The organism is Leptospira yasudae, from assembly GCF_003545925.1.
Lineage (GTDB): Bacteria > Spirochaetota > Leptospiria > Leptospirales > Leptospiraceae > Leptospira > Leptospira yasudae.
The window spans coordinates 51,270-77,843 of the sequence record NZ_QHCU01000002.1; the positions used below are offsets into that span (position 1 = coordinate 51,270).

General features: G+C 43.7%; 29 protein-coding genes and 1 tRNA gene. 13 read left to right on the plus strand and 17 right to left on the minus strand.

Annotated elements, in window-relative coordinates:
• The first annotated feature begins 128 nt into the window (after window positions 1-128).
• Window positions 129-1,289 (plus strand): FecR family protein, encoded by a 1,161-nt coding sequence (locus DLM76_RS05365; RefSeq protein WP_118954549.1) that lies wholly within the window; start codon window positions 129-131, stop codon window positions 1,287-1,289.
• A gap of 107 nt (window positions 1,290-1,396) precedes the next feature.
• Window positions 1,397-2,560 carry a formate-dependent phosphoribosylglycinamide formyltransferase gene (purT, locus tag DLM76_RS05370; protein WP_118964605.1) on the plus strand — a complete coding sequence of 388 codons (1,164 nt, stop codon included), beginning with the start codon at window positions 1,397-1,399 and terminating at the stop codon, window positions 2,558-2,560.
• Here purT and DLM76_RS05375 read toward each other — a convergent pair.
• Window positions 2,557-4,980: a 1-acyl-sn-glycerol-3-phosphate acyltransferase gene (locus DLM76_RS05375; RefSeq protein WP_118954637.1), complete on the minus strand. Its 2,424-nt coding sequence runs from the start codon at window positions 4,978-4,980 to the stop codon at window positions 2,557-2,559. The genes purT and DLM76_RS05375 overlap by 4 nt on opposite strands.
• 107 nt (window positions 4,981-5,087) lie before the next feature.
• Between DLM76_RS05375 and DLM76_RS05380 the strand changes: the two genes are divergently transcribed.
• The gene (locus tag DLM76_RS05380) at window positions 5,088-5,879 is read left to right on the plus strand and encodes an LIC13411 family adhesin (protein ID WP_118954547.1); all 792 of its coding nucleotides are present in this window, start codon (window positions 5,088-5,090) and stop codon (window positions 5,877-5,879) included.
• Window positions 5,880-5,883: 4 nt separating this feature from the next.
• On the opposite strand, the gene DLM76_RS05385 is transcribed toward DLM76_RS05380, so the two are convergent.
• Window positions 5,884-6,255, minus strand: a complete 372-nt coding sequence (locus DLM76_RS05385; RefSeq protein ID WP_118954636.1) for an LIC13410 family lipoprotein — start codon at window positions 6,253-6,255, stop codon at window positions 5,884-5,886.
• Between the two features lie 128 nt (window positions 6,256-6,383).
• On the opposite strand from DLM76_RS05385, the gene DLM76_RS05390 reads away from it, so the two are divergent.
• Window positions 6,384-7,358, plus strand: coding sequence for an NAD-dependent epimerase/dehydratase family protein (locus DLM76_RS05390; RefSeq protein ID WP_118964606.1), 975 nt, complete (start codon window positions 6,384-6,386; stop codon window positions 7,356-7,358).
• Here DLM76_RS05390 and DLM76_RS05395 read toward each other — a convergent pair.
• Both DLM76_RS05395 and DLM76_RS05400 read right to left on the minus strand, forming a co-directional pair.
• A complete protein-coding gene (locus DLM76_RS05395) occupies window positions 7,355-7,801 on the minus strand; it encodes a MarR family winged helix-turn-helix transcriptional regulator (RefSeq protein ID WP_118954545.1) in 447 nt (148 codons plus the stop codon). The two genes, DLM76_RS05390 and DLM76_RS05395, sit on opposite strands and share 4 nt — an antisense overlap.
• Before the next feature lie 38 nt (window positions 7,802-7,839).
• Entirely contained in the window at window positions 7,840-8,325 is a 486-nt protein-coding gene (locus DLM76_RS05400) for a glutathione peroxidase (RefSeq protein WP_118964607.1), read from the minus strand.
• Window positions 8,326-8,502: 177 nt separating this feature from the next.
• Here DLM76_RS05400 and DLM76_RS05405 point away from each other — a divergent pair, with 177 nt between their 5' ends.
• Together DLM76_RS05405 and DLM76_RS05410 are read left to right on the plus strand one after the other, a co-directional pair.
• Window positions 8,503-9,258: a type 1 glutamine amidotransferase domain-containing protein gene (locus tag DLM76_RS05405; RefSeq protein WP_118964608.1), complete on the plus strand. Its 756-nt coding sequence runs from the start codon at window positions 8,503-8,505 to the stop codon at window positions 9,256-9,258.
• 47 nt (window positions 9,259-9,305) lie between these two features.
• The gene (locus tag DLM76_RS05410) at window positions 9,306-11,102 is read left to right on the plus strand and encodes a monovalent cation:proton antiporter-2 (CPA2) family protein (RefSeq protein ID WP_118964609.1); all 1,797 of its coding nucleotides are present in this window, start codon (window positions 9,306-9,308) and stop codon (window positions 11,100-11,102) included.
• Between the two features lie 316 nt (window positions 11,103-11,418).
• On the opposite strand, the gene DLM76_RS05415 is transcribed toward DLM76_RS05410, so the two are convergent.
• Genes DLM76_RS05415 through DLM76_RS05440 form a run of 6 tightly spaced genes read right to left on the minus strand, consistent with a single transcriptional unit; the run spans window position 11,419 to window position 16,797 of the window.
• Window positions 11,419-12,213 carry an LA_1326/LA_4305 family lipoprotein gene (locus tag DLM76_RS05415; RefSeq protein WP_118964610.1) on the minus strand — a complete coding sequence of 265 codons (795 nt, stop codon included), beginning with the start codon at window positions 12,211-12,213 and terminating at the stop codon, window positions 11,419-11,421.
• 49 nt (window positions 12,214-12,262) lie between these two features.
• Entirely contained in the window at window positions 12,263-12,517 is a 255-nt protein-coding gene (gene csrA / locus DLM76_RS05420; RefSeq protein ID WP_118954540.1) for a carbon storage regulator CsrA, read from the minus strand.
• Window positions 12,518-12,970, minus strand: a complete 453-nt coding sequence (gene fliW / locus DLM76_RS05425) for a flagellar assembly protein FliW (protein ID WP_118954539.1) — start codon at window positions 12,968-12,970, stop codon at window positions 12,518-12,520.
• Window positions 12,971-13,022: 52 nt separating this feature from the next.
• Window positions 13,023-14,288, minus strand: a complete 1,266-nt coding sequence (locus DLM76_RS05430; protein ID WP_118954538.1) for a flagellar hook-associated protein 3 — start codon at window positions 14,286-14,288, stop codon at window positions 13,023-13,025.
• A 39-nt stretch (window positions 14,289-14,327) separates the two neighbouring features.
• Window positions 14,328-16,238, minus strand: a complete 1,911-nt coding sequence (gene flgK, locus DLM76_RS05435; protein ID WP_118954537.1) for a flagellar hook-associated protein FlgK — start codon at window positions 16,236-16,238, stop codon at window positions 14,328-14,330.
• 31 nt (window positions 16,239-16,269) lie between these two features.
• Window positions 16,270-16,797, minus strand: a complete 528-nt coding sequence (locus DLM76_RS05440; protein WP_118954536.1) for a flagellar protein FlgN — start codon at window positions 16,795-16,797, stop codon at window positions 16,270-16,272.
• 281 nt (window positions 16,798-17,078) lie between these two features.
• On the opposite strand from DLM76_RS05440, the gene DLM76_RS05445 reads away from it, so the two are divergent.
• Window positions 17,079-18,128 (plus strand): M23 family metallopeptidase, encoded by a 1,050-nt coding sequence (locus DLM76_RS05445; protein ID WP_118964611.1) that lies wholly within the window; start codon window positions 17,079-17,081, stop codon window positions 18,126-18,128.
• Between the two features lie 78 nt (window positions 18,129-18,206).
• Here the strand turns inward: DLM76_RS05445 and DLM76_RS05450 are convergent, their stop codons facing one another.
• Both DLM76_RS05450 and DLM76_RS05455 read right to left on the minus strand, forming a co-directional pair.
• Window positions 18,207-18,503, minus strand: coding sequence for a DUF1905 domain-containing protein (locus DLM76_RS05450; RefSeq protein WP_118964938.1), 297 nt, complete (start codon window positions 18,501-18,503; stop codon window positions 18,207-18,209).
• A gap of 83 nt (window positions 18,504-18,586) precedes the next feature.
• A complete protein-coding gene (locus DLM76_RS05455; RefSeq protein ID WP_118964612.1) occupies window positions 18,587-19,684 on the minus strand; it encodes a hypothetical protein in 1,098 nt (365 codons plus the stop codon).
• Here DLM76_RS05455 and DLM76_RS21530 point away from each other — a divergent pair.
• Window positions 19,683-20,279, plus strand: a complete 597-nt coding sequence (locus DLM76_RS21530) for a hypothetical protein (protein WP_158586022.1) — start codon at window positions 19,683-19,685, stop codon at window positions 20,277-20,279. The two genes, DLM76_RS05455 and DLM76_RS21530, sit on opposite strands and share 2 nt — an antisense overlap.
• 94 nt (window positions 20,280-20,373) lie before the next feature.
• On the opposite strand, the gene DLM76_RS05465 is transcribed toward DLM76_RS21530, so the two are convergent.
• Complete coding sequence (locus DLM76_RS05465; RefSeq protein WP_118964613.1) at window positions 20,374-20,703, minus strand: hypothetical protein; 330 nt, start codon at window positions 20,701-20,703, stop codon at window positions 20,374-20,376.
• Window positions 20,704-20,732: 29 nt separating this feature from the next.
• Window positions 20,733-21,971 carry an ornithine--oxo-acid transaminase gene (gene rocD / locus DLM76_RS05470; protein WP_118964614.1) on the minus strand — a complete coding sequence of 413 codons (1,239 nt, stop codon included), beginning with the start codon at window positions 21,969-21,971 and terminating at the stop codon, window positions 20,733-20,735.
• 164 nt (window positions 21,972-22,135) lie between these two features.
• Here rocD and DLM76_RS05475 point away from each other — a divergent pair, with 164 nt between their 5' ends.
• From DLM76_RS05475 to DLM76_RS05485, 3 genes are read left to right on the plus strand one after another with little or no spacing between them, the layout of a single operon-like run.
• On the plus strand, window positions 22,136-22,510 hold the full coding sequence (locus tag DLM76_RS05475) for a TRL-like family protein (RefSeq protein ID WP_118964939.1): 375 nt from the start codon (window positions 22,136-22,138) through the stop codon (window positions 22,508-22,510).
• 6 nt (window positions 22,511-22,516) lie between these two features.
• The gene (locus DLM76_RS05480) at window positions 22,517-23,104 is read left to right on the plus strand and encodes a hypothetical protein (RefSeq protein WP_118964615.1); all 588 of its coding nucleotides are present in this window, start codon (window positions 22,517-22,519) and stop codon (window positions 23,102-23,104) included.
• Window positions 23,105-23,122: 18 nt separating this feature from the next.
• A complete protein-coding gene (locus tag DLM76_RS05485; RefSeq protein ID WP_118964616.1) occupies window positions 23,123-23,509 on the plus strand; it encodes a DUF423 domain-containing protein in 387 nt (128 codons plus the stop codon).
• Here the strand turns inward: DLM76_RS05485 and DLM76_RS21670 are convergent.
• Together DLM76_RS21670 and DLM76_RS05490 are read right to left on the minus strand one after the other, a co-directional pair.
• Entirely contained in the window at window positions 23,506-23,835 is a 330-nt protein-coding gene (locus tag DLM76_RS21670; protein ID WP_167450730.1) for a hypothetical protein, read from the minus strand. The two genes, DLM76_RS05485 and DLM76_RS21670, sit on opposite strands and share 4 nt — an antisense overlap.
• A complete protein-coding gene (locus DLM76_RS05490) occupies window positions 23,828-25,381 on the minus strand; it encodes a carboxypeptidase M32 (protein WP_167450731.1) in 1,554 nt (517 codons plus the stop codon). The genes DLM76_RS21670 and DLM76_RS05490 overlap by 8 nt, the downstream gene beginning before the upstream one ends.
• A gap of 75 nt (window positions 25,382-25,456) precedes the next feature.
• Here DLM76_RS05490 and DLM76_RS05495 point away from each other — a divergent pair.
• Together DLM76_RS05495 and DLM76_RS05500 are read left to right on the plus strand one after the other, a co-directional pair.
• Window positions 25,457-25,528 (plus strand) — tRNA-Gly (locus DLM76_RS05495).
• Window positions 25,529-25,603: 75 nt separating this feature from the next.
• Window positions 25,604-26,218, plus strand: coding sequence for a DUF6935 domain-containing protein (locus tag DLM76_RS05500; protein WP_118954528.1), 615 nt, complete (start codon window positions 25,604-25,606; stop codon window positions 26,216-26,218).
• A gap of 108 nt (window positions 26,219-26,326) precedes the next feature.
• Here DLM76_RS05500 and DLM76_RS05505 read toward each other — a convergent pair whose 3' ends face one another.
• Window positions 26,327-26,524, minus strand: coding sequence for a hypothetical protein (locus tag DLM76_RS05505; protein WP_118954633.1), 198 nt, complete (start codon window positions 26,522-26,524; stop codon window positions 26,327-26,329).
• Between the last annotated feature and the right edge of the window lie 50 nt (window positions 26,525-26,574).

Consider the following 26,574-nt stretch of genomic DNA (forward strand, 5'->3'; position numbering starts at 1 on the left):
AATCCGAAATCGGGTTTGTATTTATCGTTTTCGGAAATAAAATATGTTCTAAATCTGGAAAATTCTGCGCTGCAGCCTGTTAAAATTTAACAGATTTATTATATTTTAACTTGGTATAGGAAATTCCAATGCGAACAAAACTGCTTTCCTTTTTAATTCTATCGTCCTTTATTTTAAGCCTCAATCTCTCCTGCCGTTTTATTTCTTCCTTCTTCATTAAAGACGAACCTACCGCTTCCGGGATCATCGTAATCTTTCAAAACGGAGACGTCGTTATCGAAAGAAACGGCAGGAAGCTGAAATCAAAGCCTGGCTTGGTTCTTCAGGAAAACGATTGGATTCAAACTTCTTCCGGATCGATCGACATACAAACCGCACAAGGCGACGTGATTCGAATCAAATCCTACAGTAAAGTCGCATTAAAAAATATTTCCGATCCTAACCGCAAAGAAACAAATCTTTACGTTCAAGCGGGCGAATTGCTGATTAAAACAAACAAGCTCAAAACAGGCGACGCTTTTACGATTTCCACTCCGACCACGGTCGCAGGAGTTCGAGGAACCGCTTTTTCGTTCGAACTAACGAACGGAAAACCTCCGAAAGTCAAAGTCTACGAAGGCGCGGTCGCGATCACATTCAAAATTCCTAAAGAAATACTGGAAGACAGCAAAGCGCTTGATAAGGAACTATATAAGGAATTCGTAACCTTCTTGGAAAAGAACGAAGTCGTTTTGGAGAACGGAGAAGCCTCTTACGTAAAACCGGATTTGGATCACATGATTCAACTCGTTTTGACGAGAATCGAAAAGAACGAAGATATCGCCAAAGAATTCGAAGCGCTTCAAAAGATGGAAAATCCGAATCTTGAAAAGAAAGCTTTTGTAGAAACGCCTCAAGAAAATGCGGAATTAGAAACGCTTGTCCAAGTCGATGAGCAGCTCGTAGAAAAAGCGCTCTTGGAGGAAAATCCGGATCCGACCCAACCGAGGATCGCTTCGATTTCCTCGGAGATAGAAAAAGATCAGGCATCCAGGTTGGATCTAGCTTTGGAAAAAATCGAATCCGATGCGGAAGCGAACGAACTTAAGGATGAGAAAAAAATCCGCGAGTATTACAACGTTCTTGAGATCGTTGTTAAATCGGATGGAACGAAACTTTCCGGTGCGATCTTGACGCAGATCGGAAATCGACTGATTCTTCATACGCCGTCCGGCGTTATTCGTCTGAACAAGGACGATATCGATTACGTCGACTATCATACATTCCAGATTAAAACGAAATCGAAGTAAAAGAAAAACGCAAGATCCGGTTATGATCGGATTTTGCGAGAAATTGAATCGGTTCTCCGATTTTCTTTTTGATCTTTCTAAGAATTCCTACATTCTGCCGACAGGATATGAAAAAGAAAATTCTTCTCTTAGGCTCCGGGGAACTCGGTAAGGAATTCGTAATCGCAGCGCAGCGATTGGGACAACACGTAATCGCAGTCGACTCTTACGATAACGCGCCCGCGATGCAGGTGGCGCACGAAAAGGAAATCATCAATATGCTCGACGGAGATCTTTTGGATCAGGTCGTCGCAAAGCACAAACCGGATCTGATCGTCCCCGAAATCGAAGCGATCCGAACCGAACGTTTTTACGACTATGAAAAACAAGGATATCAAGTCGTTCCTTCCGCAAAAGCGGCAAACTTCACGATGAACCGAAAAGCGATCCGTGATCTCGCTGCAAAAGACCTCAATCTTCTCACCGCAAAATATTTATACGCGTCTTCGGAAGAAGAACTCAGAAAGGCCGTTGAAACATTAGGAATTCCTTGTGTAGTAAAGCCTCTCATGTCCTCTTCCGGAAAAGGACAATCGGTGATCAAATCCAAAGAAGAAATTTCCAAAGCCTGGGAAGCTTCTCAAACCAAAGGGCGCGCCGGAGCCGCCGAAGTAATCGTAGAAGAGTTCATTCCTTTCGATTCGGAAATCACACTTTTAACCGTAACTCAAAAAAGCGGGAGAACTCTTTTTTGCCCGCCGATCGGTCATAGACAAGAAAGAGGGGATTATCAAGAAAGTTGGCAACCCGCCGAGCTTTCCGAAACACAACTCAAAGAAGCGCAAAAGATGGCGGACGCGGTTACAAAAGCTCTGACCGGAGCGGGAATCTGGGGTGTGGAATTCTTTCTTACAAAAGACAAGGTTTACTTTTCCGAACTTTCTCCGCGACCGCACGATACGGGAATGGTCACGTTAGCCGGAACACAAAACTTCAACGAGTTCGAGCTTCATCTCCGAGCGATTTTGGGAATTCCGATTTTGGAAATCGTTCAGGAAAGAAAAGGAGCAAGCGCCGTGATTCTTGCAAGCACGGACGGAAAAACTCCCGAAGTCAAAGGATTGGATGTCGCTTCCGGAATGGCCGAATCGGATTTCAGAATTTTCGGAAAACCGGTTACAAGACCGTATCGAAGAATGGGTGTTACTCTTTCTTATTCCACAAAAGGAGAAGAAATTTCCTCTCTTCGCAAACGCGCAGCGCTGCTCGCCTCTAAAATCAAAATCGATTAAGTCGATTCGTCCGTACACATATTCGCGTAGTACTGGATCAAATTCCGATCCAGTACTTTCGCGTTTCCGTTTTCGACCGAAATGATCTTTCTTTGTTTTAAGACCTTCAAACCTCGATTTAAAATCTCATCCGAATCTTTCGTAAGATAATTTCCTTTTTTCGTAAGAATCGTTTCTTGAATCAGATTCTTTAAATCTTTGATTGCGACATCGGTTCCCGTTTCGACCATCAAACGCGCGATCAATTGGTTCGGGAGAATTCTTCTGTATTTTCTCCACCCTTGCATGATTTCGAAACCGATGGAACCCGTCGGGTCCTCTTCGTGAATATAACGGGAAACGGGAATCGGCTCGCAAAGATCCATGTAGACTTCCGTTCTCTTATAAAAGAAATCCTTAAATCCGGGCTTTTTATCGCTTCCGCAGAATTCCTCGTCTTCGGGAACGTTTTCATAGGACAACGCGATCGGAACGACGATCACTTCGGATCCTGTATGTTTGTACGCATCCACGGAAGTGGATAAGATTCCGGTTTTGATCGGAATAATTCCGCCCGTTCTTGAACGAGTTCCTTCCGGATAGACCAAGGTCGGAATTCCGGCCTCCAGCATCATCGTGGAATATTGGGTTAAACATTCCAAATAGAGAATATTCCGATTTCGTTTTCGATCGACCATATACGCGCCGAGCGATTTCAAAATGTTCGCGAGTCCCGGTGTCGCCATCACTTTCTTATCCGCCGCGTATCGAGGTACGGGAAGTCCGAGCCATTTTAATCCGAAAGCGACTTCCACGGAATCCAAATGCGATCGATGCGTTGGCGTATAAAGAATATCGTATCTTGAAGCGAGCGCTTTGACTTCCTTAACACAACCGCCGATTTTAGGCAATCCCGCTCCCGGTTTAAAACCGCTCAATACGTATCGAGTCGGCGCGATCAAATGAATGAGAGTATCTCGTAGAAACGGTTTGTAATCATCGGCGATCTCGGAAACATAAAAATCTAATATTCTCGTAAGATCCTTGTTTCCCTTTTCCTGAAAGACCGATTCCACTTCTTTCCAAAGTTGAATTTCTTTCGGAATCTGCAAAAGATCCGTGATATCGTTCGCCTCTTGCGCTTCCGCGTATCGTTTTTCCAAAGCCTTGATCAAAAGCGCGGATTGTTTTACGATTCGGTCCGTCATTCCGGGTTGTCCGTTGATATGACGCAGAACGTTTTTGCTCAAAGCTTCTTGAAATTTCTTTCCGGAAGCCATTCCCAAGCCGGACCGTTTCGTTGCGGTTTTGGAAATGTGACGCACTTCGTCCGATGTGGACTTGGAAACGAATCGAATCAATTCCGTCGGTGAAACCCTTCGAGTAAGAATTTGAAACAACGTATTGTACAAAGGAATCTCTACATTCTTCTCTTCCGCCAACGCAGTGATCGACGCCAACGCAAACGCGCCTTCTACGTGACTTTCACTTTGACTTACTTCTTTTTGTATGAATTCGGCAGGATTAAAAAAGAGTTCGATTCTTTCGATGAGATTCGGTTGATCTTCTCCCGAAATCAGCTTGTGGACAAAGCGATGTCCATACGCCTTGTTCCGGCTGTAACGCGACGTGCAGGACGCGATCAGATCTGCGAGACCGTATTCTTGAACGGGTCTGGTCGGAATTCCGAGCGTTTCCAAAAGGGTGAGAATCTCCGAATAACCGAGGCTGATCAATTCTCCTTCGAAGTTGCTCCCGCATTCCGGAATTCCCGATGCGATACCGCATGCGATCGCGATCGGATTCTTCATCACCCCGAACACTTCCAAGCCGACCAAGTCCTCGTAGGTTTTCGTATGATTTCTCGATCCGGCAAACAAGGATTCGAAAATATCCACCGATCTCGGCCCGGAAGAAGCGAGACAATAAAAGCTGTGATGTCCCCGTTTTAATTCTCCCAAAAGATTGGGGCCGTTTACCGCCGTATATTCGATATTTTTAAATTCGTTCGCAGCGGAGAGTTTTTGGATATATTCAGAATATGTAATGCAATTCGATTTTCTTCTTGTCGAAGCGGACAAAAGTCCTTTCGTAAACGTAAAAATAAAATGAGAAGAATTCTTATCCAAAACCTTTGCAAGCTCGTCCAAAATCCCTTCCATCAATCGGGAAGGAACCGCGATGATTAAAACCCAGGATCCGCTTTTTAAAAAATCGAATTCGCTTTTGACGCGGACGTTTTCGGGAAGAGTGATCGAATCTTCGAGCAAAGAAGTGATCCTTTCCTTCTCGATTTTTTGAGCGCGTTTTCTATCGTCATACCAGAGATAAACTTCTTTTGCCTGCGGTGAAAGATATGTGGAGAGAAAGACACCCATCGGTCCTCCTCCTAAAACGGCGATATTTGCGGAAATAAGTTCGGATGGTTTTGTTTCTTCCATTCTGATTGCTATTGAGAAGCGAAGAATGCCGGAAACAATCAGAAAACGTCGTGTTTCGTTTTCTTTTTCATGGTTGCCTAAGGAACAAATCAAAACAGAGTGGGTTTGTGATTTTCTCGAACACGAAAAAGAACGGCGGTTCATCCTTTCTTTTAATTACGTTCATCCTTTATTTATTGATCAGCGCTACGAACTGCGCGACCTATCTTCAAAACAGAAAAAACGACTTTAAGGACATCTTCACAGCGGGCGTGGAAACTCCCGGTTACGGAGCGGGCGTAAGAATCGGTCCTTTAGCCGCGGGCTTTGTGTTTCAAGGCGGAGAATCCGAACCCGGTAAAAGAGATTTAGGAAAAGGATACGGACTAAGAGGCGGATATTTCGGTTCGTATCGATCACAACAATTGATCTTCGGAATTCTAGGCGGAGATACGTTCTTTCCTTTGGGCGCGGAAGCACAAACTTCGGAAACGGAAGAAGCAAGCGAAGAAATTTCTCCCGAAGTTCAAGAAGAACTCAAAAACCTCGCGAACTCGAAAACTCCCGGAGATAAAGTACCTGAATTTTTAAACGAACGATACAATATCAAAAGTCAGAAACTTCGTTATCTTTCCTTTTACAACATCCCGGTTGCGGAACGAAGAAAAAGAAAGAAGGAAGAATTTTACAGACGATTTATCGAAGAACAGACATTCGACCGCAACGATCCCGCCATTCAAAACGCGTTACAGGCTTTGAATAAAAAGAAAGACGGTTATCCGAGAAGTTTTCTCTATCAGATCGAAATTTATCTGGGCGCGTATGTGGGTTTAAGAATCGGATTCAACCCCGCGGAGCTTCTCGACTTTTTAGTCGGACTCGCGGGATTGGATTTAATGGAAGACGACGTGGCGGATTAAACTCTTAGAGTTTATATTCCATTTTCTTAATAACACCTTTCTTATCGATCGTAAGTTTAATGAACTTCGTATCTTCGGTGATGTTCGCCGGTTTTTCCGCCAATGTCTTGTAAGAATTCTTCTGATAATCGGTGGAAACCAAATACCATTCCAAAACCGCTCCGTCCTGCGTGTTCAATTCCACGGATGGAGTTCCGAGAACCGCTTCCGCTTTGATTCGCTTATCTCCTTCTTTTATCATTCCCACTTCAAAGGTTCTAATATCGGAGTTCGGTTGAAACTCCTGGCGAGGAGGTTGTTTCTTTTCTTCGGACTTGCAAAACGAAAGAGCCATTGCACAGGTTACAATCAAAAGCGCTGAAAAAATCTTTTTCATCGTATTCTTCTCTAAGTTTGGATTTTGAACAACAAGGTTGATTCTTATTTTCACTCTGTCCAGATGAAAAATCGGAACGAAATTTAAAAAATTCTTCATTATCTTTCTATCTCCTTCACGATGGCTGCATGAACGAGAAAGGAGATTCCATCCAAACGATTCTTGTCACCGGAGGAAGCGGTTCCCTCGGTTTGATCCTCGTTCCGAAACTGCTCGAACGATACAGAGTTGTTTGTATCGGAAGAAATCTTTCCTCGTATCCGGATACGATTCGGTTTCACAGGAATTTCGTATTTTATGAAATCGATCTTGAGAAGGATTCGGAAATTTCCATCGGAGAAAAACCCGACTTCATCGTTCATCTCGCCGGAAAAGTAAGCGGAGAAGCGGCGACTCTCGAAGATTACAAACGGGGAAACGAACTCGTTACTCAGAAAGTTCTTCGGTTTGCGTCCAAAAATCGAAAAACAGGAATCTTATTTTCGAGTTCCTCTTCGGTCTACGGATTTTCCGAAAAACCGGTTACGGAAACTTCTCCCTTAAAGGGTGATACGTTTTATGCGATATCGAAAATTGCATGCGAATCGATCCTTCAAAAAGGGAAGAATTCTTTCGTGATTCTCCGCATCGCTTCCGTATACGGACCCACGAATAAAAGTTTTTTGAATAAGCTGTTGAAACTATTCCGATACGGAATTCTGCTTTGTTCCGGAAATCCGAACTTTAAAAAGTCGATGGTTCATTCCTCCGATGTGATCGAATGTATCCTTAGCATAGTACAGAAATGGAATAAAGCTTCCGGAAAAATCTACAACGTTGCACATCCGCACGCGTTATCGAGCGAGGACATAGAATCTCTGTTTAAGAAATCGATTCCGGGAAAATTTTTCGTTCGAGTCCGGCTTTCCGGATTGGTTTTATTTTTATTCAACTTGGCGAACTCGATTCTTGCCAAGATCACAAAGAAAAAAATCAATCTCCAATATATCCAGGAATCTTCGATCGTGGTAAGCGATTTGATTCAAAAGGATTTGGGACTGAAGTTTAAAACGGATTTTGAAGAGGGAATCGCAAGTATTCTGCGCCCGGCAAAAGAAAATTAAACTTCGTTTTTTTCGGAAAGAAGAGTCAACAAGCGATCGAGATCGTTCTTTAAATCGGTAAGACTTTTTTTATCCACGTCCAAGTTTTCCAAAAGTTTCGTCGGCACGCAGACGGCTTTGTCCTTCAGCTTCTTACCTTTGGAGGAAAGGTAGATCTCTACGGAGCGTTCGTCTTCTTCCGAACGTTTTCGAATCACAAGTTCCGAATCTTCCATTCGTTTGAGCAGCGGGGTCAGCGTACCGGAATCGAGATATAACTTTTTTCCGATCTCCTTTACGCTGCATCCGTCCTCTTGCCAAAGAACCAATAGAACAAGGTATTGCGGATAGGTTAAGCCCAATTCTTCCAGGATCGGACGATACAAGGCCGTCACGGCTCTGGAACAAGCGTAGAGAGGAAAGCAAATCTGATTTTCTAAAAGGAGTTCTTTCGCGGAAGTCATAAAAGCAACCCGTCCTTTCTATCGGACGGGAATCGTGTTTATTTTTTTAAAAGATCCTGAATTTCTTTTTCGATCTTTTCAGGAGTCGTCATCGGAGAAAAGCGTTTGATTACGTTTCCTTGTTTATCGACTAAGAACTTTGTGAAATTCCATTTGATCGCGTTTCCGAAAAATCCTGTCGCTTTGTTTCTCAAAAACTGAAACACCGGATGAGCGTTGTCTCCGTTCACGTCGATCTTTTTGAAAATCGGAAATTCCACGCCGTAATTTCTTTGGCAGAAAGCTTTGATCGTTTCGTCCGAGCCCGGCTCCTGATGTTTGAACTGGTCGCAAGGAAATCCCAGAACTTCCAATCCGTCCGTTTTGTATTTGTTGTAAAGGGTTTGTAAACCCGCGTATTGCGGAGTAAAAGCACATTCGCTTGCGGTGTTCACGATCAGAAGAACCTTTCCTTTGTAGTCTTCAAGCTTTTGCTCTTTTCCGCTGTTGAGAGTCGCGGTTAAATCATATAATGTCTGGCTCATTTCAATCTCCGTTTAGATTGTGCACAATTTAATTTTACAAAATATATTTTTCCTGTTTTAGTCAAGAAAAAAATCGCGCCTCGAATCGAATTTCAACGGCTTTTATATTTTTTTTTCGTGACCGTGATCTTTCTTCTTCTGTGTTGATTTTTTAAGAGAAGGGATAGAATTCTTCCTATGGCCGCAAAGCACAAGATCCTCATCCCTCTCCCAACCGTTGATTTTGATCCTTCCGAAAGCGCGATTCCTTGGAAGACTCTGAAGGAGAACGGCTTTGAAGTTTTCTTTGCGACGCCGAACGGTAAACCCGGAGTTGCCGATTTTAGAATGCTCACAGGGAAAGGACTCGGAATTTGGAGGCCGCTTTTGATCGCGCATAAAAAAGCGAGAGCTGCTTACGAAGAGATGATCGCGGATTCTAACTTTCAAAATCCTCTTTCGTATCGGGATTTAAAACCGGAGAATTTTTCCGGATTGATTCTTCCCGGTGGACACGCCCCGGGAATGAAAGAATATCTGGAATCGAAAGAACTTCAAGATTTTGTCGGAGCATTCTTTGCCACCGGAAAACCGGTGGGAGCGATTTGTCACGGAGTGGTTTTGGCCGCGCGGAGTAAATTACCCGGAAGCGATCGGTCCATTCTTTTCGGAAAGAAGACGACCGCGCTTTTAAAATCGCAAGAAATGGCAGCGTGGAATCTTACCCGATTGTGGCTCGGAAATTATTATCGGACTTATCCTCAATCCGTCGAGGATGAAGTAAAAGCCGCGCTTCAAGATCCGAAGGATTTTCATTTCGGACCGAAACCCATTTTCCGAGACAATCATAAGAAGTTGAAACGAGGTCACGCTACAATCGACGGAAATTACGTTTCTTCAAGATGGCCCGGAAACGCGCATTCGTTCGTAATTTCTTTTATGAAGTTGTTTTGAGGTCCATTGGGATCGCTTAGATCGTCTAAACTTTTCAAGGAAGAAGAATGCAGGATCATAATTTACTCATTACTCTCATCGTATTTCTTTCCGCGGCCGTAATTTCGGTCCCGCTTTTTAAAAGACTCGGTCTGGGTTCCGTCGTCGGATATTTGATCGGTGGCACGATCATCGGCCCTTGGGGAATCGGATTGATCACCGATGTTGAAAGTATTCTTCATCTTTCCGAGTTCGGAGTAGTTCTTCTTTTATTTTTGATCGGACTTGAATTGAAACCGCAAAGACTTTGGATTTTGCGACGACCCGTTTTCGGTTTGGGGGGGCTTCAAGTAGTTCTTACGTCTCTCGTATTTTTTGCGGCCCTTTCTTTTTTAGGTCTCGAAAATTCACAGGCAATCGTTATCAGTATTAGCATTTCATTATCTTCCACCGCGTTTGCCCTCCAGGTTTTGGGAGAAAAGAACGAACTCAATACGGCCCACGGTAGAACTTCTTTCGCGATTCTTCTTTTTCAAGACTTAGCGGTGATTCCGATTATGGCGATTCTTCCTTTCTTGGGAGAAGCGCATACGGCTCACACATCTCAAGGAAGCGTGAAACCCATTTTGATCGCGATCGGTACGATATCCGCAGTGATCTTAGCCGGAAGATTTTTAGCGAGACCGCTGTTCCGGCTCGTTGCCTCGACGGGGAATCACGAAATCTTTACCGCACTTTCTTTACTGATCGTGGTTGGACTTTCGTTGTTGATGGACCAAGTCGGATTATCGATGGCGCTCGGTTCCTTTTTAGGCGGAGTCATCTTGGCCGATTCGGAATACAGACACGAGCTTGAGTCCAACTTGGAACCGTTCAAAGGTCTGCTCCTCGGTCTGTTTTTTTTAGCAGTGGGAATGTCGATCAATCTCGGTGAAGTCTTAAAAGATCCGCTTCTTGTTATCGCGTTCGCATTAGGCCTGATGTTTTTGAAGGCCGCGATCCTTTATCTGTTGGGAAGAATTTCCAAACACAGCGAAGAGTCTTCTTTGAATCTCGCTGCTACGATTTCCCAAGGCGGAGAATTTGCGTTCGTGATCTTAGGAGTCGGCGTATCACTTTCCATTCTTCCGAGAGACCGAGCCGATCTGGTAATTGCGGTTGTCACTCTTTCCATGGGTTTAACTCCGGTCCTTGGTATCGTTAAGGATAAGGTCGCCGAACTCTTATTTAAAAAAGATTCGGAACTTGAAGAGGACGAAATCGAAGAACAAAACCGCGTCATCATTGCCGGTTTCGGAAGATTCGGTCAAATCATCGCAAGGATGTTGTTCGTTCACCGAATCGGCTTTACCGCTTTGGAACACAATCCTGATCAAGTCAATGTAGCGCGCAAATTCGGTTATAAGATCTATTATGGAGACGCCGCCAAACTCAGTCTTTTGCGTTCGGCCGGAGCGGAACACGCAGATTTATTCATATTAGCGATTCAGGATATAGATGTTTCCGTAAAGGTTGCAGAGCTTGTTAAAAAACACTTTCCAAACCTGACCATCATCGCAAGAGCTCGGAACAGGGAGCACGTTTTTAAACTGATGGAACTCGGAATCAAGATCATCCGCAGAGATACGTTCGCCTCCGCGCTCGAGTTAGCGGGGGAAACTTTGAGTAAACTCGGCTTTCTGGATTCCGAAGTAGAACAAAAAATCAGAAAATTCCGAGCTCACGATGAGCTAACCCTCAAAGGACAGTTTCAAATTCGGGATGATGAAAAGGAATTTATCAAGTTCTCAAAGAACTCGATGCGTCAATTGGAAGCCGCTTTCGAAGCCGATCGGCAAGAGAAGGAAGGAAAGGCAGCGAGCTAAAGCTCTTTGCTTTTTATAAAGTGCTACAAATCACTCTTTTTGATAAAAAAAGCGTCAAATCGAATACGACGTACTCAATAAATTATTACGAGTTGAAACTCAATGTGACGATTCGAATAAAAATCTAACAGCACGAATCGTTTTTCTCTGTCTTTTAGATCCAGTCCAGAGGATATGTTCATTATAGGAAACTTTTCCGTCTTGAACTTCCCATAGAGTTTGGGGCGGAGAAATCCAATTCTCTTCACTATTCTCTCCGGAGTGGCTCTTCGCAGAGCCGCTCCGATTTTTTGAGAATTTCCTTCTTTCAAGACGATTATAGAGATTTTAAAATTTCTTCCCGCTTCTTCTTGTATTCTTCTTCGGAAATTAATTTCTTATCGAGAAGGTTTTTCAATTCGATCAGACGTTTCTCTGCATCTTTCGAAGAAGTTTCTTTCTTTCCTTCGTTAGATTCCTCGTCCTTCGTAGGATTCGAATTCGTTTTTAATACGACGTGGAACTTCTTCTCCTCTCCAAGGTCGTCCTTATAATAAGACAATGTTCCGATTGCGGAATCAGGAATGAAAATTTCCAGAGAAGATTTAGGTTTTGATTCCGAAAGGGAATAGTTCGACCAATCTTGAAACGTATACGGAGTTTGAAAGTCTATGAACTGATTCAATTCATAGAATAGAAAGTGAATCGATTCGGAAGTCGGATACAATAGAAAGACGGTTCTTCGTATTCTTCTTCCCGGATTGATCGGATCTTCCTTTTTTAAAATCCAAAGTTGATACACATGTCGAGGAGAAGCTTCGAATTTATCGAAAGAACGCTGCCCGATTTCAGAACTCAGTTCCTTCGGAAAAATCCGCAAAGCGGTATCGTTCACCAAAGAATCGTTTCGATTCCCCATTTGAAACAAGGCATGCGAGATCAGTTTTTTAAAATTTTGTCTTTGTTCATTTTTGAGATAAGAAACGTTGCGATCCAACCAAGCAGGCGTGTTTTGATCGTTTTCAAAAGAATAAAACGCGATCGAATCGGAGGAATAGTTGAGTTCCTTGCGAATTCCCGCAAAGCACGACACGAATAAAATCGATATAAGAAAAATTCGAAATCGGTTCATAACGAAACCCTGATAGAGTTTCGGGTTAAAAAGAAATTCTTCAAGAAATTTACTCTTTTTTCTTGATGTCCTTTTTCTTGAGAATGTTTCCGATCTTACCGAGATCTTCCGGTTTGATCTTGGTTCCAGCGGCCTTTTTATTCTCTTCTTGAATGTCCTTATAGACTTCGGCCCTGTGAACGGAGACGTTTCTCGGAGCTTTGACTCCGATCTTTACCTGATCTCCTTTGATATCGACGATGACGATTTCAATGTCGTCGCCGATCATGATCGACTCGTTGGTCCGCCTTGCAAGAACCAGCACTTATCCCATCTCCACTGCGGCCGATTCGAGAATCTTTTCCCGAACCGAATGAGATTCGTTTCTTGAAATGAACTGTTTTCCTAAAAGCGTTTCCTTATTGATTAGAATCGGTCCCTGCATGTTCGCTGTCATTAAAGAAGGGTCCTCACCGGGAATCGTTACGATCACCAATGTCAGACTTTCTTTTACCTCGGCGATTCCGATCCCTTGCAGCTCCTGCTCGGGGATCAACGGCTTATATTCCTTTTTAAACAGAGAAGGAGGAATCACCACAAATGCGAGATCCACCTCTTCGACCGATTGCAGCCATTTAAAAACGGATTCCTCTTCCTCTTCGATGAGTGCGAATTGTTTGTAATCCTCAAATCCGAGCAAACCGTCCGGAAAAGATAGAATTTGTTTTTCGGATATTTGCATTTTCCCGAACGGCTTTGTCTGAATCTCGATTCCCATTTTGTATCTTTACCTTCGAAATTTCCTATACGAACGTTTTACCGATCGATTCTTATCTCAGAAAATCCATCAATGTCGGTTTAATAATTTTCGATCCGACGTTCAACGCGTATTGATGAACCGTTTCCAACCATTTCATATTCATGATGGTTTCCGGAAAATCCACTCCTTCGTTTTTCGAAAGAAGTTCGGTCATATAAGACTTATCGAAATCGACTCGTTGCGCGTGTTCTTCCATTCTATTCATTCTCGCACCTACGATCGCGCGGTAACGAAGAATGTTTTCCATCGCCAGATCCAAATCCTGAAGATCTCGTCCCGAAATTCTTTCCTGATCTTTTTGAATCAGGTCGTTTCTAAACTGGATCATCACGTCGAAAACGGAAAGGCCGGTCACCGTCGCCGACTTGGAATAGTTGTTCGGCGGTTCCGAAGTTGCTGAATCGACGAGTCCGATATCTCTTAGGATCGTTCCTCCTTCCACATCCTCCATCCAGATCTGATGCGGCGCGGTGGAACTTAAACTGATGTTATCCTGAGCGAGTTTGTTTGCCTTTACTTCAAGCGGAGAATTGTTGATCTTATCGATGATATCGTCGATCGTATCACCCGCCGAGACGTGAATTTCCACGCCGTCGATTTTGAATTTCTGATCGGAAGAAGCGACGTAACCGGAGTTATCCACCTTGCTCGTGATACTCATATTCGTTCCCCAGAAAACTTTGTTTCCGGGAATCGTTACGGGAATGTATTCTCCCTTTTCGATCTCTCTGAGTTGTTCTCCGATATCGCCGCGATATTCGACTCCGATGTATTGATTCTTCAATTCGATTCCTTGAAGACCTTTGATCTTGGATTCGATCGGTTCGAAAGGAGGTCTTTCGATCACGTGTCCGCCGAATAAAGGACGGCCCGTTGCATCTCTTGTATTTGCGATGTCGACTAAAGCTCTTAAAATCTCGTCGATTTCCTTACCGATCGCGACTTCAAGTTCGAAACCTTTATCTCCTTGATAGATACCGTTGGAAGCCTGAACCGCGAGAACTCTTGCTCTTTGAAACAAGGAACCGATCCGATCGAGTTCTCCGTCGATCTGTTGAAGACGGGAATTACCGTCGTCGATATTTCTTTGAAACGTATCGAGTTCGTTCAACCGGGAACGAAAGAACATCTGATTCGTCGCACGGCCCGGCTCGTCGGAAGGAAGACGAATTCTTTGTCCCGTCGAAAGCTGGTTTTGCGTCTCGTCCATCTGAAGCTGATGTCTGTTTAAATTATGAACCAGACTGTTGTTCTGCATCATGTTCGTAATGCGCATCATAAAATTCTCTCCTTACTCGCGGAAACTTCCGCGAGATTAAGCTCCCAATCGATTGATGATCGTATCGAGAATCTCGTTCATCGTATTGATCATCTTCGCGGATGCGTTGTAAGAATGTTGGAACTGGACCATGTTCGCCATTTCTTCGTCCAGGTTCACACCCATGACCGATTGTCTCATGTTTTCAAGTTCGCTCATAAGATCGTTTTGAATCCCGAATTCCTGCTTCGCTTCCCTTGCTTCCGTTCCCAGCTTGGAAATCAACGTGTTATAAAAATCATCCGTCGTTTTGGAATAATCGACCATCACAGGGCTGTTTCTCAAAGCCGAAGCGACCATCAAAGCGTTACGCCCGTCTTTATGACCTCCGGGAGAATTGTAATCTCCCGTACCGCCCACATCCTTACCGCGAGCCGCGGCGATGTTCGCAACGTTATTCGCAATCGAATCCGCGACTCTAAAATGAGAAGAAGGATGAAAGTGCGGAGTAAGAGTAATGTCTTCGGAACGAGCCTGAAGTTTGTTGATCTCGCCGAGACGTTTATAGTCGTACGCTCCTGCAGGACCGGAAGCCATCAAGATCCCCGTCATTCCTACTAAAAGGTCTCCCGAATCTTCGATATGTCTGAGGATAAAATTCTTATTCGGATGATCGTCGGCAACGGTCGCTTTCAACGCCAATTGATTGTCGTGGTTCATATACGCGACGACGCCGGAGCGAGACGCATTGATCTTCTTAATGATTCCGTTTAACGTGTCGTTTGTCGAATACGGAATCAGAACCGGAGCTTCTTTCGAGTCGGATTGATTGAACGTAATCGTTCCGTTGATTCCGATCGGACGATCCGGATCGATCGTGTTTTTACCGGTTACACGAAAGATCGCAGTAACGTCGTTCTGACCGTCTCCGTTCGAATCGTATTCTCCAAAGGTGTTGATCGACAACGAACGAATATTAAAGAACGCTTGATTCGTGTTTCCGTTGATTCCGAAACCGTCTTTGTGGATTTCATTCACGGCATCCATCACGTTGATGGAGAGAGAATCCACTTGATCGATCTTTTCACGAATGATCTTGTCGCGAACTTCGATCAATCCTTGCAATCTTCCTTTTCTGAGAAGAACCGGATCTCCCGTCGCGGACCAATAAAGATCCAAGAGTCCGTCTTTGGAAGGATTCCCGAGAATATCGATCTTGTTCGCTTTGTTTCCCTGAACCAAAATCTGCTGACCGATAAAGACCATCAATTCGTCCTCGTCGGAGCGGCCGATCGTAACATCCACTAAGGAAGAAAGTTCCTGTAAAAGAGCGTCTCGTTTGTCGTAAAGATCGTTCGGCCGATCTCCGAGCGCCTCGGATTTCCCGATTCTTTCGTTCAGCGTCCGAATGTTTTCGGCGATCGTATTCATATGATACGCTTTCGTTTCGATTTCGCGATTGGCTTGATCTCTTAATTGGGCGAGCTTGCGATAAACGTCCTCGGTTCTGCTTCCGAGTCCGTTCGCTTTTTCGAGAACAACGGAACGATGTGCGTTATCTTCGGGATAATTAGCAAGATCCTCCCAAGAAGACCAGAATTTATCCATCAACGTTCTCAGCGTGGTTCCGTTCGGTTCGTTAAAGACGGTTTCCAGTTGATATAAATATTCGTTACGGGCCGCCCAATAATCCTTATTCCCCGAAGTTTCAATGATACGATCGTCGATAAAGTTGTCTCGGATTCTTTCTATGGAAGCGATCTCGACGCCTTGTCCGATTTGGCCGGGAAGATTGGCGCGGTTCAGAGAAGGATCATACAATGGATCCATCGCGGTCATAGTGACTCTCTGTCTCGCATAATGCTTGTTATCCGCGTTGGAAATATTATGGCCTGTGGTTTGAAGCGCTTGTTGGTGAGCGGTCAAACCGCGCTTTCCGATTTCAAGTCCTGAAAATGTGGATCCCATGGCTTCCTCCTATTACGAAATATAAGATCAATTACGCCGAAGCGTTGAGCATCAAAGCCTGTCTCTTCGGCTGTTTGCGTTCGGGGTTTTTTCCCGAACCGTACGTGTTTACGCCGGATTCCATCGCCTTTTCCTTCATTACGTCGATCGTTCTGGAAAGAATTTCCTGGCGGGTAAGAATCAGCTTCTCGTTCGATTTGATTTTTTCTTTTAAACGATGAAGAACGGATTTTAAGGAAGAACCGTATTCTTTTAAACGGAAATTGGAATCTCGGTCCAGTCGGTTTAAAAAATCGGACAACGTAGGCGCGCCGCCTTCGGGAAGCGCGAAATTTTTGGATCGATAGACTTCTTCGATCGATTTCATGCGAACACGTTCGATCTCGGCGGCCATTACGAGCAGCTCGTATGTCTTTTTAGTAATCGCTTCGAGAGACTTACCGTCGGCTTGAACGACCGCGGCCGATTTTTGAGTCTCCAATTCCAGAACGTTCGAATAGAGATTGATCTCGTCCTGGAAAAGTTTCGTAAGCTGCTCCAACCATTCCTCTTGTTTCATCTGTGTTATCCGATCCCTGCTATCAAGAATCGGTCGAATCGGAAATTTGCTTAGGTAATTTTCAAAGAAAATGGAGAATTCGATTTTTTTAACAGGATCTCGATTCCGAACTAATAAGACATAAGAAGAGCGGGCCTCCAACGAAAGAAAAGTCCCAAAAAATCAGTCGGATTTACTGAGACAGCTTTGTTGTCGAATTGAGAAAAATCCGGAAAGGCAATAAATTTCCAAAACGATTTTAATTGTACGTCCTATCATCCCGAAAAACATAGCAGGAACCAATGCAGAAATATTTCAGAATTTTTTATCTTCTTCTTTTCCTAACCTGTTTCTTAAAAGCAGAATCAATCGTTTCCAAAGACAAAGCCGAATCGAAACAAAAGGACGTAAAGCTCGCTTCGACCATCCCTGCAATTTCCAAAAAGGAAAAAGAGCCCAAGGAAAAACCGAAGAAGAACGTAAAAAAAGAGGACCGAGAATCGGAAATCATCAAAAAAAAGGAGTCTCTCTTTTTCTTTTCGATTCAAACAAGGAAGTTTTCCCAAGGAGAACTTCTGTTCATGAAACTAATTCCCGAAAAAACCATTCTTTCCAAATTGGATCGAATCAAAATTCTCTGGGAGAAAAAGGAAATTCCGTCCACACTGCGGGATGGCGTTCTATATGCGTGGATTCCAATATCACCCGAGTTTGATAAGAAAAGTGGAATATTAGAAATTCAAGATAAGAATCTATTCCGCAAAAACGATTACAAGGAATACGAAATCCCCGTTCACAAAACGAACTTTTCCGAGACGAAGGTTTCCTCCCTAACGATGGATAAAAAATACACTTCTCAGGAACTTCCTCAAGAAACTTTGGATTTTATCGCTGAATGTTCCAAAGCCAAAGCTGAAGCGTTTCAATCCAAAACCGATTTGCAAATCGTTTCCGATTTCGTTTATCCCGTGCAAGAAGTTCACTTTACGAGTCCGTTTTATAAAAGAAGGGTTTATAACAAAACCAAAGGCAAAGCGCACGGCGGCGTCGATTTTAAAGGCGGAGTCGGAACTCCGATCTTTGCGATCAACGACGGAACCGTAATTTTATCCAGACCGATGTATTATGAGGGAAACTTCACCGTAATCGATCACGGCTTGGAAGTGTATTCGTTGTATATGCATCAATCCGAATTGAACGTAAAAGTCGGCGATAAAGTGAAGAAGGGCGACCAAATCGGCAAAGTGGGTTCCACGGGAATGTCGACCGGACCGCATCTCCACCTAGGCTTGCGGGTTCAGGGAACGATGGTGGACCCACTCTCTGTAATCGGCTTTAAACTTTTTGAATAAACGATCGCGACTTGCAAAAAGCATAATTTGATTCTAATTGAACGTGCGCTCTTTGAATTGTCGTCTTTTTGAGGAAGTTTAGAATTCAATCGTGACGGAAGCGTTGATCTTTTGATTTGGCAGGATTCCTTCTTTTTTACGTATGTCCGCTTTGAGAGGCAGAACGTATTTGGGAGAATCCTTTTCCGGAAAGATGGACGTTTTCCATTTCGTACCGCCGATCTCCGCTAAAACGGGAATCATACCCCAGGAAGTTCCTTGAACTAAGGATCGAACTTCTTTAGAAGCCGCAGAAGTTAATGTCAAAAAATGCCAACCGCCTTTTCCGGGATAAACCCAGACTTTGGCCGAAAAACGGATCGTGACCGAGTTCAAAGGCGGATTCGACTTTATTTCAGCTTGAATTTTAGGATTCCATTTTCCAGTCATATATGAGTATATTTAGATATACGAATATTTTATTCCCGCTTGAAACTCTGGAGAATTTTTTCAACGGCCTCTTCGTGCGTTCTTCCTTTGACTAAACTTTCAGAAATATGAAATAAAAACGAATCCGGAAGTTTGTCTCCGGACGCGATGAAGAATCCGGTCTTAGCGTAGCGAGGTCTGAGATTATCGTAGTATGTCCAAAAAACTCCATCCATTCTCTTTTCAAAATTCTCTTCGCCGAGTTCATGAACCTCGATCATTTCGCCTTGATTGATCGCAAGATCCAGAAATTTTAAAAACTCAGGTTTGACCTTGTCGATTTCCAAAAACGGCTCGGGGAAATAAAAAATTCTGATCGACGGATAACGATTCGGATCGGTTTCGCTGGAGGAAATGATTCCCGCGATTTGACCAGTTCCGGTTTGATCCTTCAAGGTGAGATTTTTAGGATTGTGAAAATAGAAATCCTCAGGTAGGGAAAATTGAACCTGAATATCAGAATTCTTTAATGTTCTCGATTCGGAATCGTAGCTCCAGTTCGTAAGTTCTTTCTGTTCCCAGGTCGGTTTAAAAAGAAGATACGACGTCAGAATCTCGGCCTGTTGCAGGGCTTTAAAACTGAGCAGCCCCCCCGTCAAAACCATCAATCCGAGCAAAGCGATTCTGTAAAATACGCTGCTGTCTAAAAAACGGAGAATGAAACCCACTCCACAGTAAACAGCGATAAATATAATTCCGGACCGATTGGAATAAAAATCCGTAAAGAACAGCAATAAGATGCAGGAGACAAAGACGCCCGCTTCGACGATCGGGTTCAAAAGAATCCGGATCGCATCGTAGGTCGTCGCCGAATCCGGACCGATCTTGTACTTCTTAACCGATTCTTCCTTGAGAAGTTTTCCGAACGCGAACGAAATCAGAAAGAAAAAAGCTGTGGCAACCGCGTACGCGCCTAAGACCAAAATCAAAATAAAAAAAACGGGAAGATGACTTTCGTGCAGGATCAGAAAGGAAACTCCGATCACAGAATAAACCAGATAAAGCTTCTGTAAAAAGGAAAGTTCTTGCAGTTTCTTTAGGAAGAATTGGAGTTTCTTCCAGCCAGGAATTTTTTGGAGCCATTTCATGAGTCAGATTACCGGTTTTTTTTCAGATCTGAAAACGAGTTTTGACAGCCTATCTCAGTCTATCCAATCATTTCTTGATACGATCGGAGTAATTACTTCGTTTTTAAAGATCCTTTTTTCCATTGTTCCATTGGACCTATTCCTGGTTTTGATCTTTTCGCTGGTTCTCGTCTTTTTATTCAACACGATCTCTCCGACTACGAGCCGATTGAACTATACCTTAGGAGTTCTGATCGTATCGACGATTCGATCTTTCCTTCACCAATCTCTTTCTCAAACCTGGAACCTAGGACCGGTTTTGTTAACAGCCTTCTATCTTTTGATTCCGGCTTATTCGATTTTTCTGCTTCGTTTCGGATTTCGATATTTCCATAAACTCTATCAGCACAAACGCGCTGTCGATCCGAAGAATTTTGAAACCGCACTCGGAGAAGTTCAAAAATCATTTCACGGCTTTATGGCAAAAAGTTATGGAGAACTTCATTCCGCGGACGCAAAGAATTCTTTGAATAAAAGCGAGTTAAAAGAGCCTCTGGAGAATTTGGAAAGAGCCGTGCAAGGTTTAAAACGTCTTCTTGAGTCAAAGCCGGAGTAATTTACAAGAACAGTTCGAATCGAATCGTTTGTCGGAACAATTTTATAAAGTAATAAAATAGAATTGCAAGCTTGAGCGAAGCTTCCACAGAAGCTCACTCAACCGGTTTGAAAAGATCCTTCACTGCGTCCTTTGCTTTGGATTGATTGAAATCTTCGCGATCGATCAAGATCAGATCGAGACCTTCTTTTTCAAGACGATTGAGAATTTTCGCGATCTCCGCCGGTGATTTGGAGTTCGTAGCTAAATAACGAAACTTCGTTTTGCATTCCGGACAGGAAGTATCCTTCGTATAATTCAAACCGAGGTGCTTGCAGTTTCCGCAAGTTCCGTACAAGTCGTCGATCAATAATAACTGGGAGGAAACTTCGGAAACGCTTAACTTATTCCAAACTCGGATGTATTTTTTATCGTCGGCTTGCATGACTTTCTTTGGATACTTCGATTTTCTTCCTAGTCAAGACAAAACCGAACCGCGTCGTCGATAATATCGCAGGCGGAATTCATCTCGTCGGCTTGAATGACGAGAGGAGGAGCGAATCGAATCGTATGATCGTGCGTTGTCTTTGCAAGAAGTCCTAATTTCAGAAGTTGATTGCACACTTCCTTCGCCGCCGACTTTCCGTTCTTTTCCCTGAATTGAATCGCGTTCAACAAACCTTTTCCGCGCACCGCTTCGATCGCATCTTCGTATTTGGATTTCAAAAGATTCATTCTCTTACGGAAAACTTCTCCCATTTGGAAAGAATTTTCCGGCATTTTTTCTTCGATCAAAACTTGAACCGCACGTTTAGCAACCGCGCATGCGAGAGGGTTTCCTCCATATGTGGAGCCGTGTTCTCCCGGTCGAATCGTCAACATCACTTCGTCTCTGGAAAGTATTCCGGAAACGGGAAGAATCCCGCCGGACAACGCTTTTCCCAAAACGAGAATATCCGGTTTTACGTTTTCATAATCTCCTGCGAGAAGTTTTCCCGTTCTTCCCAAACCGGTCTGCACTTCGTCAAGAATCAATAAAGCGCCCGCTTCGTTGCAGAGCCGTTTGCATTCCGCGAGATAACCTTCGTTCGGAACGATGATTCCCGCTTCTCCTTGAATCGGTTCGACCATAAAGCCCGCGACATTCTTATCCTGCAAAGCGAGTTTCAGCGCATTCAGATCGTTAAACGGAATGATTTCAAATCCGGGGACAAACGGCCCGAAGCCGGTCGTACTCAAAGGATCCGTGGATGCGGAAATAGCGCCGATGCTTCTTCCCCAAAAATTCCCGGAAGCGAAAAGAATCTTAGCCTTGTTTTCCGGAATTCCTTTTACTTTATATCCCCACTTCCTGCAGAGCTTCACCGAAGTTTCGGCGGCTTCCACGCCGGTGTTCATGGGAAGAAGCCTTTGGTAACCGAGTAAGTTCGTTAGATATTCTTCATATTCTCCGAGTTTAGAATTATAAAATGCTCTCGAAGTCAGAGTGAGTTTTTGAGATTGCTCGATCAAAGTCCGAACGATTTCAGGATGACAATGTCCTTGATTGACCGCCGAATACGCGGATAAAAAATCGAAGTAACGTTTTCCTTCGACGTCGTATAAGTAAATTCTTTCGCCTCGGTCCAATACTACGGGCAACGGTTCGTAATTCGCAGCACCGAAATTATTTTCCAATCGAATGTAATAGGATGAATCCTTAACGAGAGACATACTTCCTATTGAAGAACAAGATTCGACCGATACAAGGAAATTTTTTATCCGGCATCGAAACGGGATTTTTTTCTTTCGAAAAACGATTCGCGATTCTTTTCCCTTGACTTTTGTTTTTTGCGAAATCAAATTTTCCGAAGTTTCGGAGCGTTCAGGAATACACAATGAAGATTTCATCGATAAGAATTTGTCTCATACTTTTGATTACATTTATTACAATCGGGAATTGCATTTACACGAATGTAAAAACTCCCGGCTGGTTCTATTCGCAGAGTTATACGGACGTCCGCGGAATGGAACCCGTTGGAAAACTTTCGGGACAATCCTGCGGAGAAAGTTGGCTTTGGCTCGTTTATACGGGCGATGAAAGTTACGAAGCCGCCGTTCAAAACGCGATTCAGGATAAGGCGGATCTTCTCTTCGACGTTCAAACGGATTACTACATCAAATCGATATTCTTTAATCTCTATTTTTACAAATGCACGCGAGTGACTGGTATCGGCGTAAAACTTCCTCAAAGATTGATGAAGAAAGAGTAGAAAGAAATGAAGGTTTTTCTTAAAATTCCCACCTTATTCTTATTAGGTGTGATTTTACTTTTGAATTGTGCCCTTCCGATCGGAAGTCGCAGAACGCTCGTAAAACGGAATCCGATGCCGTATCCAACGGAGCCTGTGTTGTCCGTAGAAAATCAGGTTTCCATTGCGGGAACGTATTTCAGAGATCCGTCGATTCATTACGGAAACGCCTCCACAAGGCTGCGCTTGTTCGGATTCGATGGATTCATCCATTCCACTTCTTCTCTTCCGCATAAGGATATGTTTCACGGTTCTCTTGACGATTGGGACTGGTCCAAACATAGAATCATTCGCTTTGAAGGGCAAAGCCAAGGTTGTCAAAGAGGAGTTACGTTGATTCTTCCTTTGAGACAAGGAGAACGGGAAGCGTTGGTGCCGGTTTCTTTCGTTTTCGGCAAGACGAGTTTTTATGACGAACTCAAACAAGAGATGGAAAAGAATAAGATCAAAGCCTTGTTCGATTCAAGATTGGATATAGAACAAACCGCGTATCTATTCTTCTTAATCCAAAAAAGATGCATTCGATTTCGAAGTTATGCTATTCAGGAATTTTAACGGAATTTCATTGAGTCTATGACAGGAAAACAAAAAACGATTCTCATCCTTTCCGCTTTTTCCGGATTTCTCGGTGTTGCGTTAGGCGCCTTTGGTGCGCACGCCCTCAAATCCTTTCTAAGCTTACAAATGCTCGTTATTTATGAAACCGGAAACCGCTATCACTTGATTCACAGCATTCCTCCGCTGCTCTTAGCGTTAACGGGGTACGTGCATGCGAACCGTTTTGCCTGGATTTCCGCGATTTTGTTTCTAACGGGAATTCTTATCTTCTCAGGATCTTTATACATATTGGCGATCACGGAAGTTCGAATTTTAGGAGCGATCACTCCGATCGGTGGCGTTTCCTTTTTGGCGGCTTGGGCTCTTCTAGGATTCTCCGCGTTTACAAAGAAGAGCGACTAACGTTTCGTTCCGTAATAGAACTTGCCTTTTTTCTCGATCAGTTTTCGCGTAATCAAACCTTCCGCGATGATCAAAAGACCCTGGACGGCGGATTCTTTTTTGGAAGTTTCGGCGTCTTTCTGTTCGGTCATCAACTGATGAACATATTGTCTTCGATTGTTTTCCAGAACTCCGAGCATAGAACCGCAAACCTTGCTGTCTCCGATCAAAAAAGCCAACGCTAGAGTTTGCGGAGGCGTTTCGTTGCAAAGATAATAGAGCGCTAAATTGTCAAAGTAGGAAAGTTCTTCAAACGACTTTACCGTGAGTTCTTCTTTTTCATCCATGTTTAATCGATTCCAATTCGATAAGCTTTTGTTCGAGATATTTTACGAGATGGGAAGAATCCGGATCGGAACCGGTCGCTGATCGAACCAGATCTTCCGCGGATTCGTATTTTCCCTTCCAATGGACATTTTTTCTCAGCCAATTGAGGAGAGAAGAAAAGTCTTGGTCCTTCTTCACCTCCGCTGCAAAATTCGGGTTCTCTTTGGAGAACGCTTGAAAGAGCTGGGCCGAATAAATATTTCCGAGCGTGTAAGTCGGAAAGTAACCGAAGGCGCCGCCGCTCCAATGAACGTCCTGCAAAACTCCTTCGCGATCGGAAGGAACATCGATTCCGAATAAATCCTTCATTTTGGAATTCCAGATCTCCGGCAACTCCGCAACTTGTATTTTACCGTTGATGAGCTCCCTTTCAATTTCAAAACGTAGAATGATATGAAGATTGTACGTGATCTGGTCCGCCTCCACTCGTATCAAAGACGGAGAAGACTGATTGATATACGAAAAAAGTTCCGAGAAACTCAGTTCGCTTTCTTGGATGTTTAAAGTCTTGAGAAGAATCGGATAATACATCTCCCAGAATTCTTTGGATCTTCCCACTTGATTTTCCCAGAGTCTGCTCTGTGATTCGTGAATTCCCAAGGAAACGGAATCGTGCAACGGAGAAGGACCGCCTTCGATTTCTGAAATTCCCGCTTCATAAAGAGAATGCCCGGTTTCATGCAAAATACTGAATATAGAAGAAAGGGGATCTTTCAGATCATAACGAGTCGTGATCCGTTTGTCCTTACCGCCGAGCGAAGTTGAAAACGGATGCTCGCTCGGGTCGAGACGGGAGATTTTTGGAGACAATCCTAAAATCGAAGGTAAGATTTCTCCGAGCTGTTTTTGAAGGAAGATCGGAATCTCCCTCGGAAACGGATTCGAGAATTTCTTTCCTCTCGCAACGAGAGGTTTTAAGGAATTCTTTAAATTAAAAAATAACTTTTCCAAGTTCGCAGCTCTTTCGCCGGGTTCATAACCTTCCAGCAAAGCGTCATACGCTTCCGTTTGATAACCATAACACTCGGCTTGTTTTCTGCTGAGTTCCACGATTTTTGAAAGAATCGGAACGAAATCCGCAAATCGATTCTCCTTTCTTGCTTTGGCCCAAACCGCGTGAGCTTTGCTTGTGGTTACGGAAAATTCTTCCACAAGTTCTTGCGAAAGACGGCGAGAACGATCGAGATCTTTGAACAGAATTTCGAATTCAACCTTTCGTTCCTTTTGGCCGGGAAGATTCTTTTGTTCGTTTTCGTTTCTCGCTTTATCAGCAAGTTTGTAAAAACTTTCACCCGCATATTTCGAATGAATCAATCCGGAAAGAAGACCGATCTGCGATCCTCTCTCGGCTCTTCCTTCCTCGGGCAGCGTGATCTCGGAGTCCCAGTGAAGGACGCTTAGAATATTTCTGAGCGTGAAGATCTCTTGATAAACGGATCTGTATTCCGCAAAGGATTTTAGTTCGGTCCGAATCGATTCGGGAAAAAGGTTCTCGTACTCTTTCATCTCAGTGGATAGTAAAAAATCTTCTTTTAGATTGACAAGTACCCTACCCGCAAAAAAATGATTTTTGCACGATAAGCGGGCATGGTGTAATGGCTAGCACTGTAGCCTTCCAAGCTTCCAGTGAGGGTTCGAGTCCCTCTGCCCGCACATCTTTCCTTCCTCTCAGTTTTCACTCGACAATCCGCAAATAATCAATAAATTATAGCGATTCCGGGAGGAGATATGAACCGAATCCGCTTTTCCATTCTTCTTTTATTGACCGTTTTAATTCCGTTTAACCTTTCTTCTCAAAACGAAACAATCTACGTAACTTCGAACTCTTGGCCTAAAGATCTTGCGTCGTTTGATACGTTTCGAAACGAACAATCCACAACCCCGCAGGGCGCGCTGATTTCACTCGTTGCGGCTTTGGATCTATATTCAAAAAACAAGGAAGAGGGGACAAAGGCTTTGATTCTCGTGGTGGATTCTTCCCATCTTTCGCAGGATGTGAACGGATACAAAGGATTCTCCTTAAGCAGAAATCTAACCGACCTCGTCAAAAGACAAATCGAACAACATCCGTACTTGATCGGTTCTTATCTTCCCGGATCGTCCGCTTCGAACGGTTATGTTCCCGGCAGTGAGCCGTATTCATTTACGATCACGGCGAATCGTTTCAGCGGAACGGAAGAATCCGGGCAAAGAAAATTATTCATCCCTTCTTCGGGAGCGGACAGCGCGAGACCGGTTACGTTAAAGCGAAATGCAAAGGGAGTGTGGAAGGCTCAGGAATTTTCCAGTCTTTTAGTCGGAATCAAAAAACCCGATAGGAAGAACGCGGCCGACGATCTTTGATCAGCAAACGCATTCCGGAATTCTAATATACCAATTGTGATCGGTAACTGTAAGACAAGAAATCGGTTCCGACTTTGGAACCGATCCGAAGGATTTGAAAATCCGATTCTATCTCTGAATCGAATTTTCCGATCGATTGTTTTGGATCTCATTCAGGAAAACTATATTGGTCGGGTTGTTTTCCAAAATGCTATCGGCGAGGGTCTCCAACAACTTTCCGATTCTTTTACTTTGGGAAAGATCCGGCTTACGGGAGATTTTATCCGGCTGATTTTCCGGTTTATCTTCGTTCGCTCGGGAATACACGGGAATCCTCCTAAAGGGTGTAAGGGAAAGAATGCGGCGCATTTTTGAGA

What these genes read in the sequence shown, in the direction of transcription:
- DLM76_RS05445 (WP_118964611.1), top strand. Translation starts at nt 17,079, where the DNA reads ATGCAGAAATATTTCAGAATTTTTTATCTTCTTCTTTTCCTAACCTGT.
- DLM76_RS21670 (WP_167450730.1), bottom strand. Translation starts at nt 23,835, where the DNA reads ATGGATGAAAAAGAAGAACTCACGGTAAAGTCGTTTGAAGAACTTTCC.
- DLM76_RS05465 (WP_118964613.1), bottom strand. Translation starts at nt 20,703, where the DNA reads ATGCAAGCCGACGATAAAAAATACATCCGAGTTTGGAATAAGTTAAGC.
- flgK (WP_118954537.1), bottom strand. Translation starts at nt 16,238, where the DNA reads ATGGGATCCACATTTTCAGGACTTGAAATCGGAAAGCGCGGTTTGACC.
- DLM76_RS05475 (WP_118964939.1), top strand. Translation starts at nt 22,136, where the DNA reads ATGAAGATTTCATCGATAAGAATTTGTCTCATACTTTTGATTACATTT.
- DLM76_RS05485 (WP_118964616.1), top strand. Translation starts at nt 23,123, where the DNA reads ATGACAGGAAAACAAAAAACGATTCTCATCCTTTCCGCTTTTTCCGGA.
- DLM76_RS05440 (WP_118954536.1), bottom strand. Translation starts at nt 16,797, where the DNA reads ATGAAACAAGAGGAATGGTTGGAGCAGCTTACGAAACTTTTCCAGGAC.
- DLM76_RS05500 (WP_118954528.1), top strand. Translation starts at nt 25,604, where the DNA reads ATGAACCGAATCCGCTTTTCCATTCTTCTTTTATTGACCGTTTTAATT.
- fliW (WP_118954539.1), bottom strand. Translation starts at nt 12,970, where the DNA reads ATGGGAATCGAGATTCAGACAAAGCCGTTCGGGAAAATGCAAATATCC.
- DLM76_RS05375 (WP_118954637.1), bottom strand. Translation starts at nt 4,980, where the DNA reads ATGGAAGAAACAAAACCATCCGAACTTATTTCCGCAAATATCGCCGTT.
- DLM76_RS05480 (WP_118964615.1), top strand. Translation starts at nt 22,517, where the DNA reads ATGAAGGTTTTTCTTAAAATTCCCACCTTATTCTTATTAGGTGTGATT.
- DLM76_RS05395 (WP_118954545.1), bottom strand. Translation starts at nt 7,801, where the DNA reads ATGACTTCCGCGAAAGAACTCCTTTTAGAAAATCAGATTTGCTTTCCT.
- DLM76_RS05410 (WP_118964609.1), top strand. Translation starts at nt 9,306, where the DNA reads ATGCAGGATCATAATTTACTCATTACTCTCATCGTATTTCTTTCCGCG.
- DLM76_RS21530 (WP_158586022.1), top strand. Translation starts at nt 19,683, where the DNA reads ATGAGTCAGATTACCGGTTTTTTTTCAGATCTGAAAACGAGTTTTGAC.
- DLM76_RS05430 (WP_118954538.1), bottom strand. Translation starts at nt 14,288, where the DNA reads ATGCGCATTACGAACATGATGCAGAACAACAGTCTGGTTCATAATTTA.
- purT (WP_118964605.1), top strand. Translation starts at nt 1,397, where the DNA reads ATGAAAAAGAAAATTCTTCTCTTAGGCTCCGGGGAACTCGGTAAGGAA.
- DLM76_RS05405 (WP_118964608.1), top strand. Translation starts at nt 8,503, where the DNA reads ATGGCCGCAAAGCACAAGATCCTCATCCCTCTCCCAACCGTTGATTTT.
- DLM76_RS05390 (WP_118964606.1), top strand. Translation starts at nt 6,384, where the DNA reads ATGAACGAGAAAGGAGATTCCATCCAAACGATTCTTGTCACCGGAGGA.
- DLM76_RS05365 (WP_118954549.1), top strand. Translation starts at nt 129, where the DNA reads ATGCGAACAAAACTGCTTTCCTTTTTAATTCTATCGTCCTTTATTTTA.
- rocD (WP_118964614.1), bottom strand. Translation starts at nt 21,971, where the DNA reads ATGTCTCTCGTTAAGGATTCATCCTATTACATTCGATTGGAAAATAAT.
- DLM76_RS05385 (WP_118954636.1), bottom strand. Translation starts at nt 6,255, where the DNA reads ATGAAAAAGATTTTTTCAGCGCTTTTGATTGTAACCTGTGCAATGGCT.
- DLM76_RS05415 (WP_118964610.1), bottom strand. Translation starts at nt 12,213, where the DNA reads ATGAACCGATTTCGAATTTTTCTTATATCGATTTTATTCGTGTCGTGC.
- DLM76_RS05400 (WP_118964607.1), bottom strand. Translation starts at nt 8,325, where the DNA reads ATGAGCCAGACATTATATGATTTAACCGCGACTCTCAACAGCGGAAAA.
- DLM76_RS05455 (WP_118964612.1), bottom strand. Translation starts at nt 19,684, where the DNA reads ATGAAATGGCTCCAAAAAATTCCTGGCTGGAAGAAACTCCAATTCTTC.
- DLM76_RS05490 (WP_167450731.1), bottom strand. Translation starts at nt 25,381, where the DNA reads ATGAAAGAGTACGAGAACCTTTTTCCCGAATCGATTCGGACCGAACTA.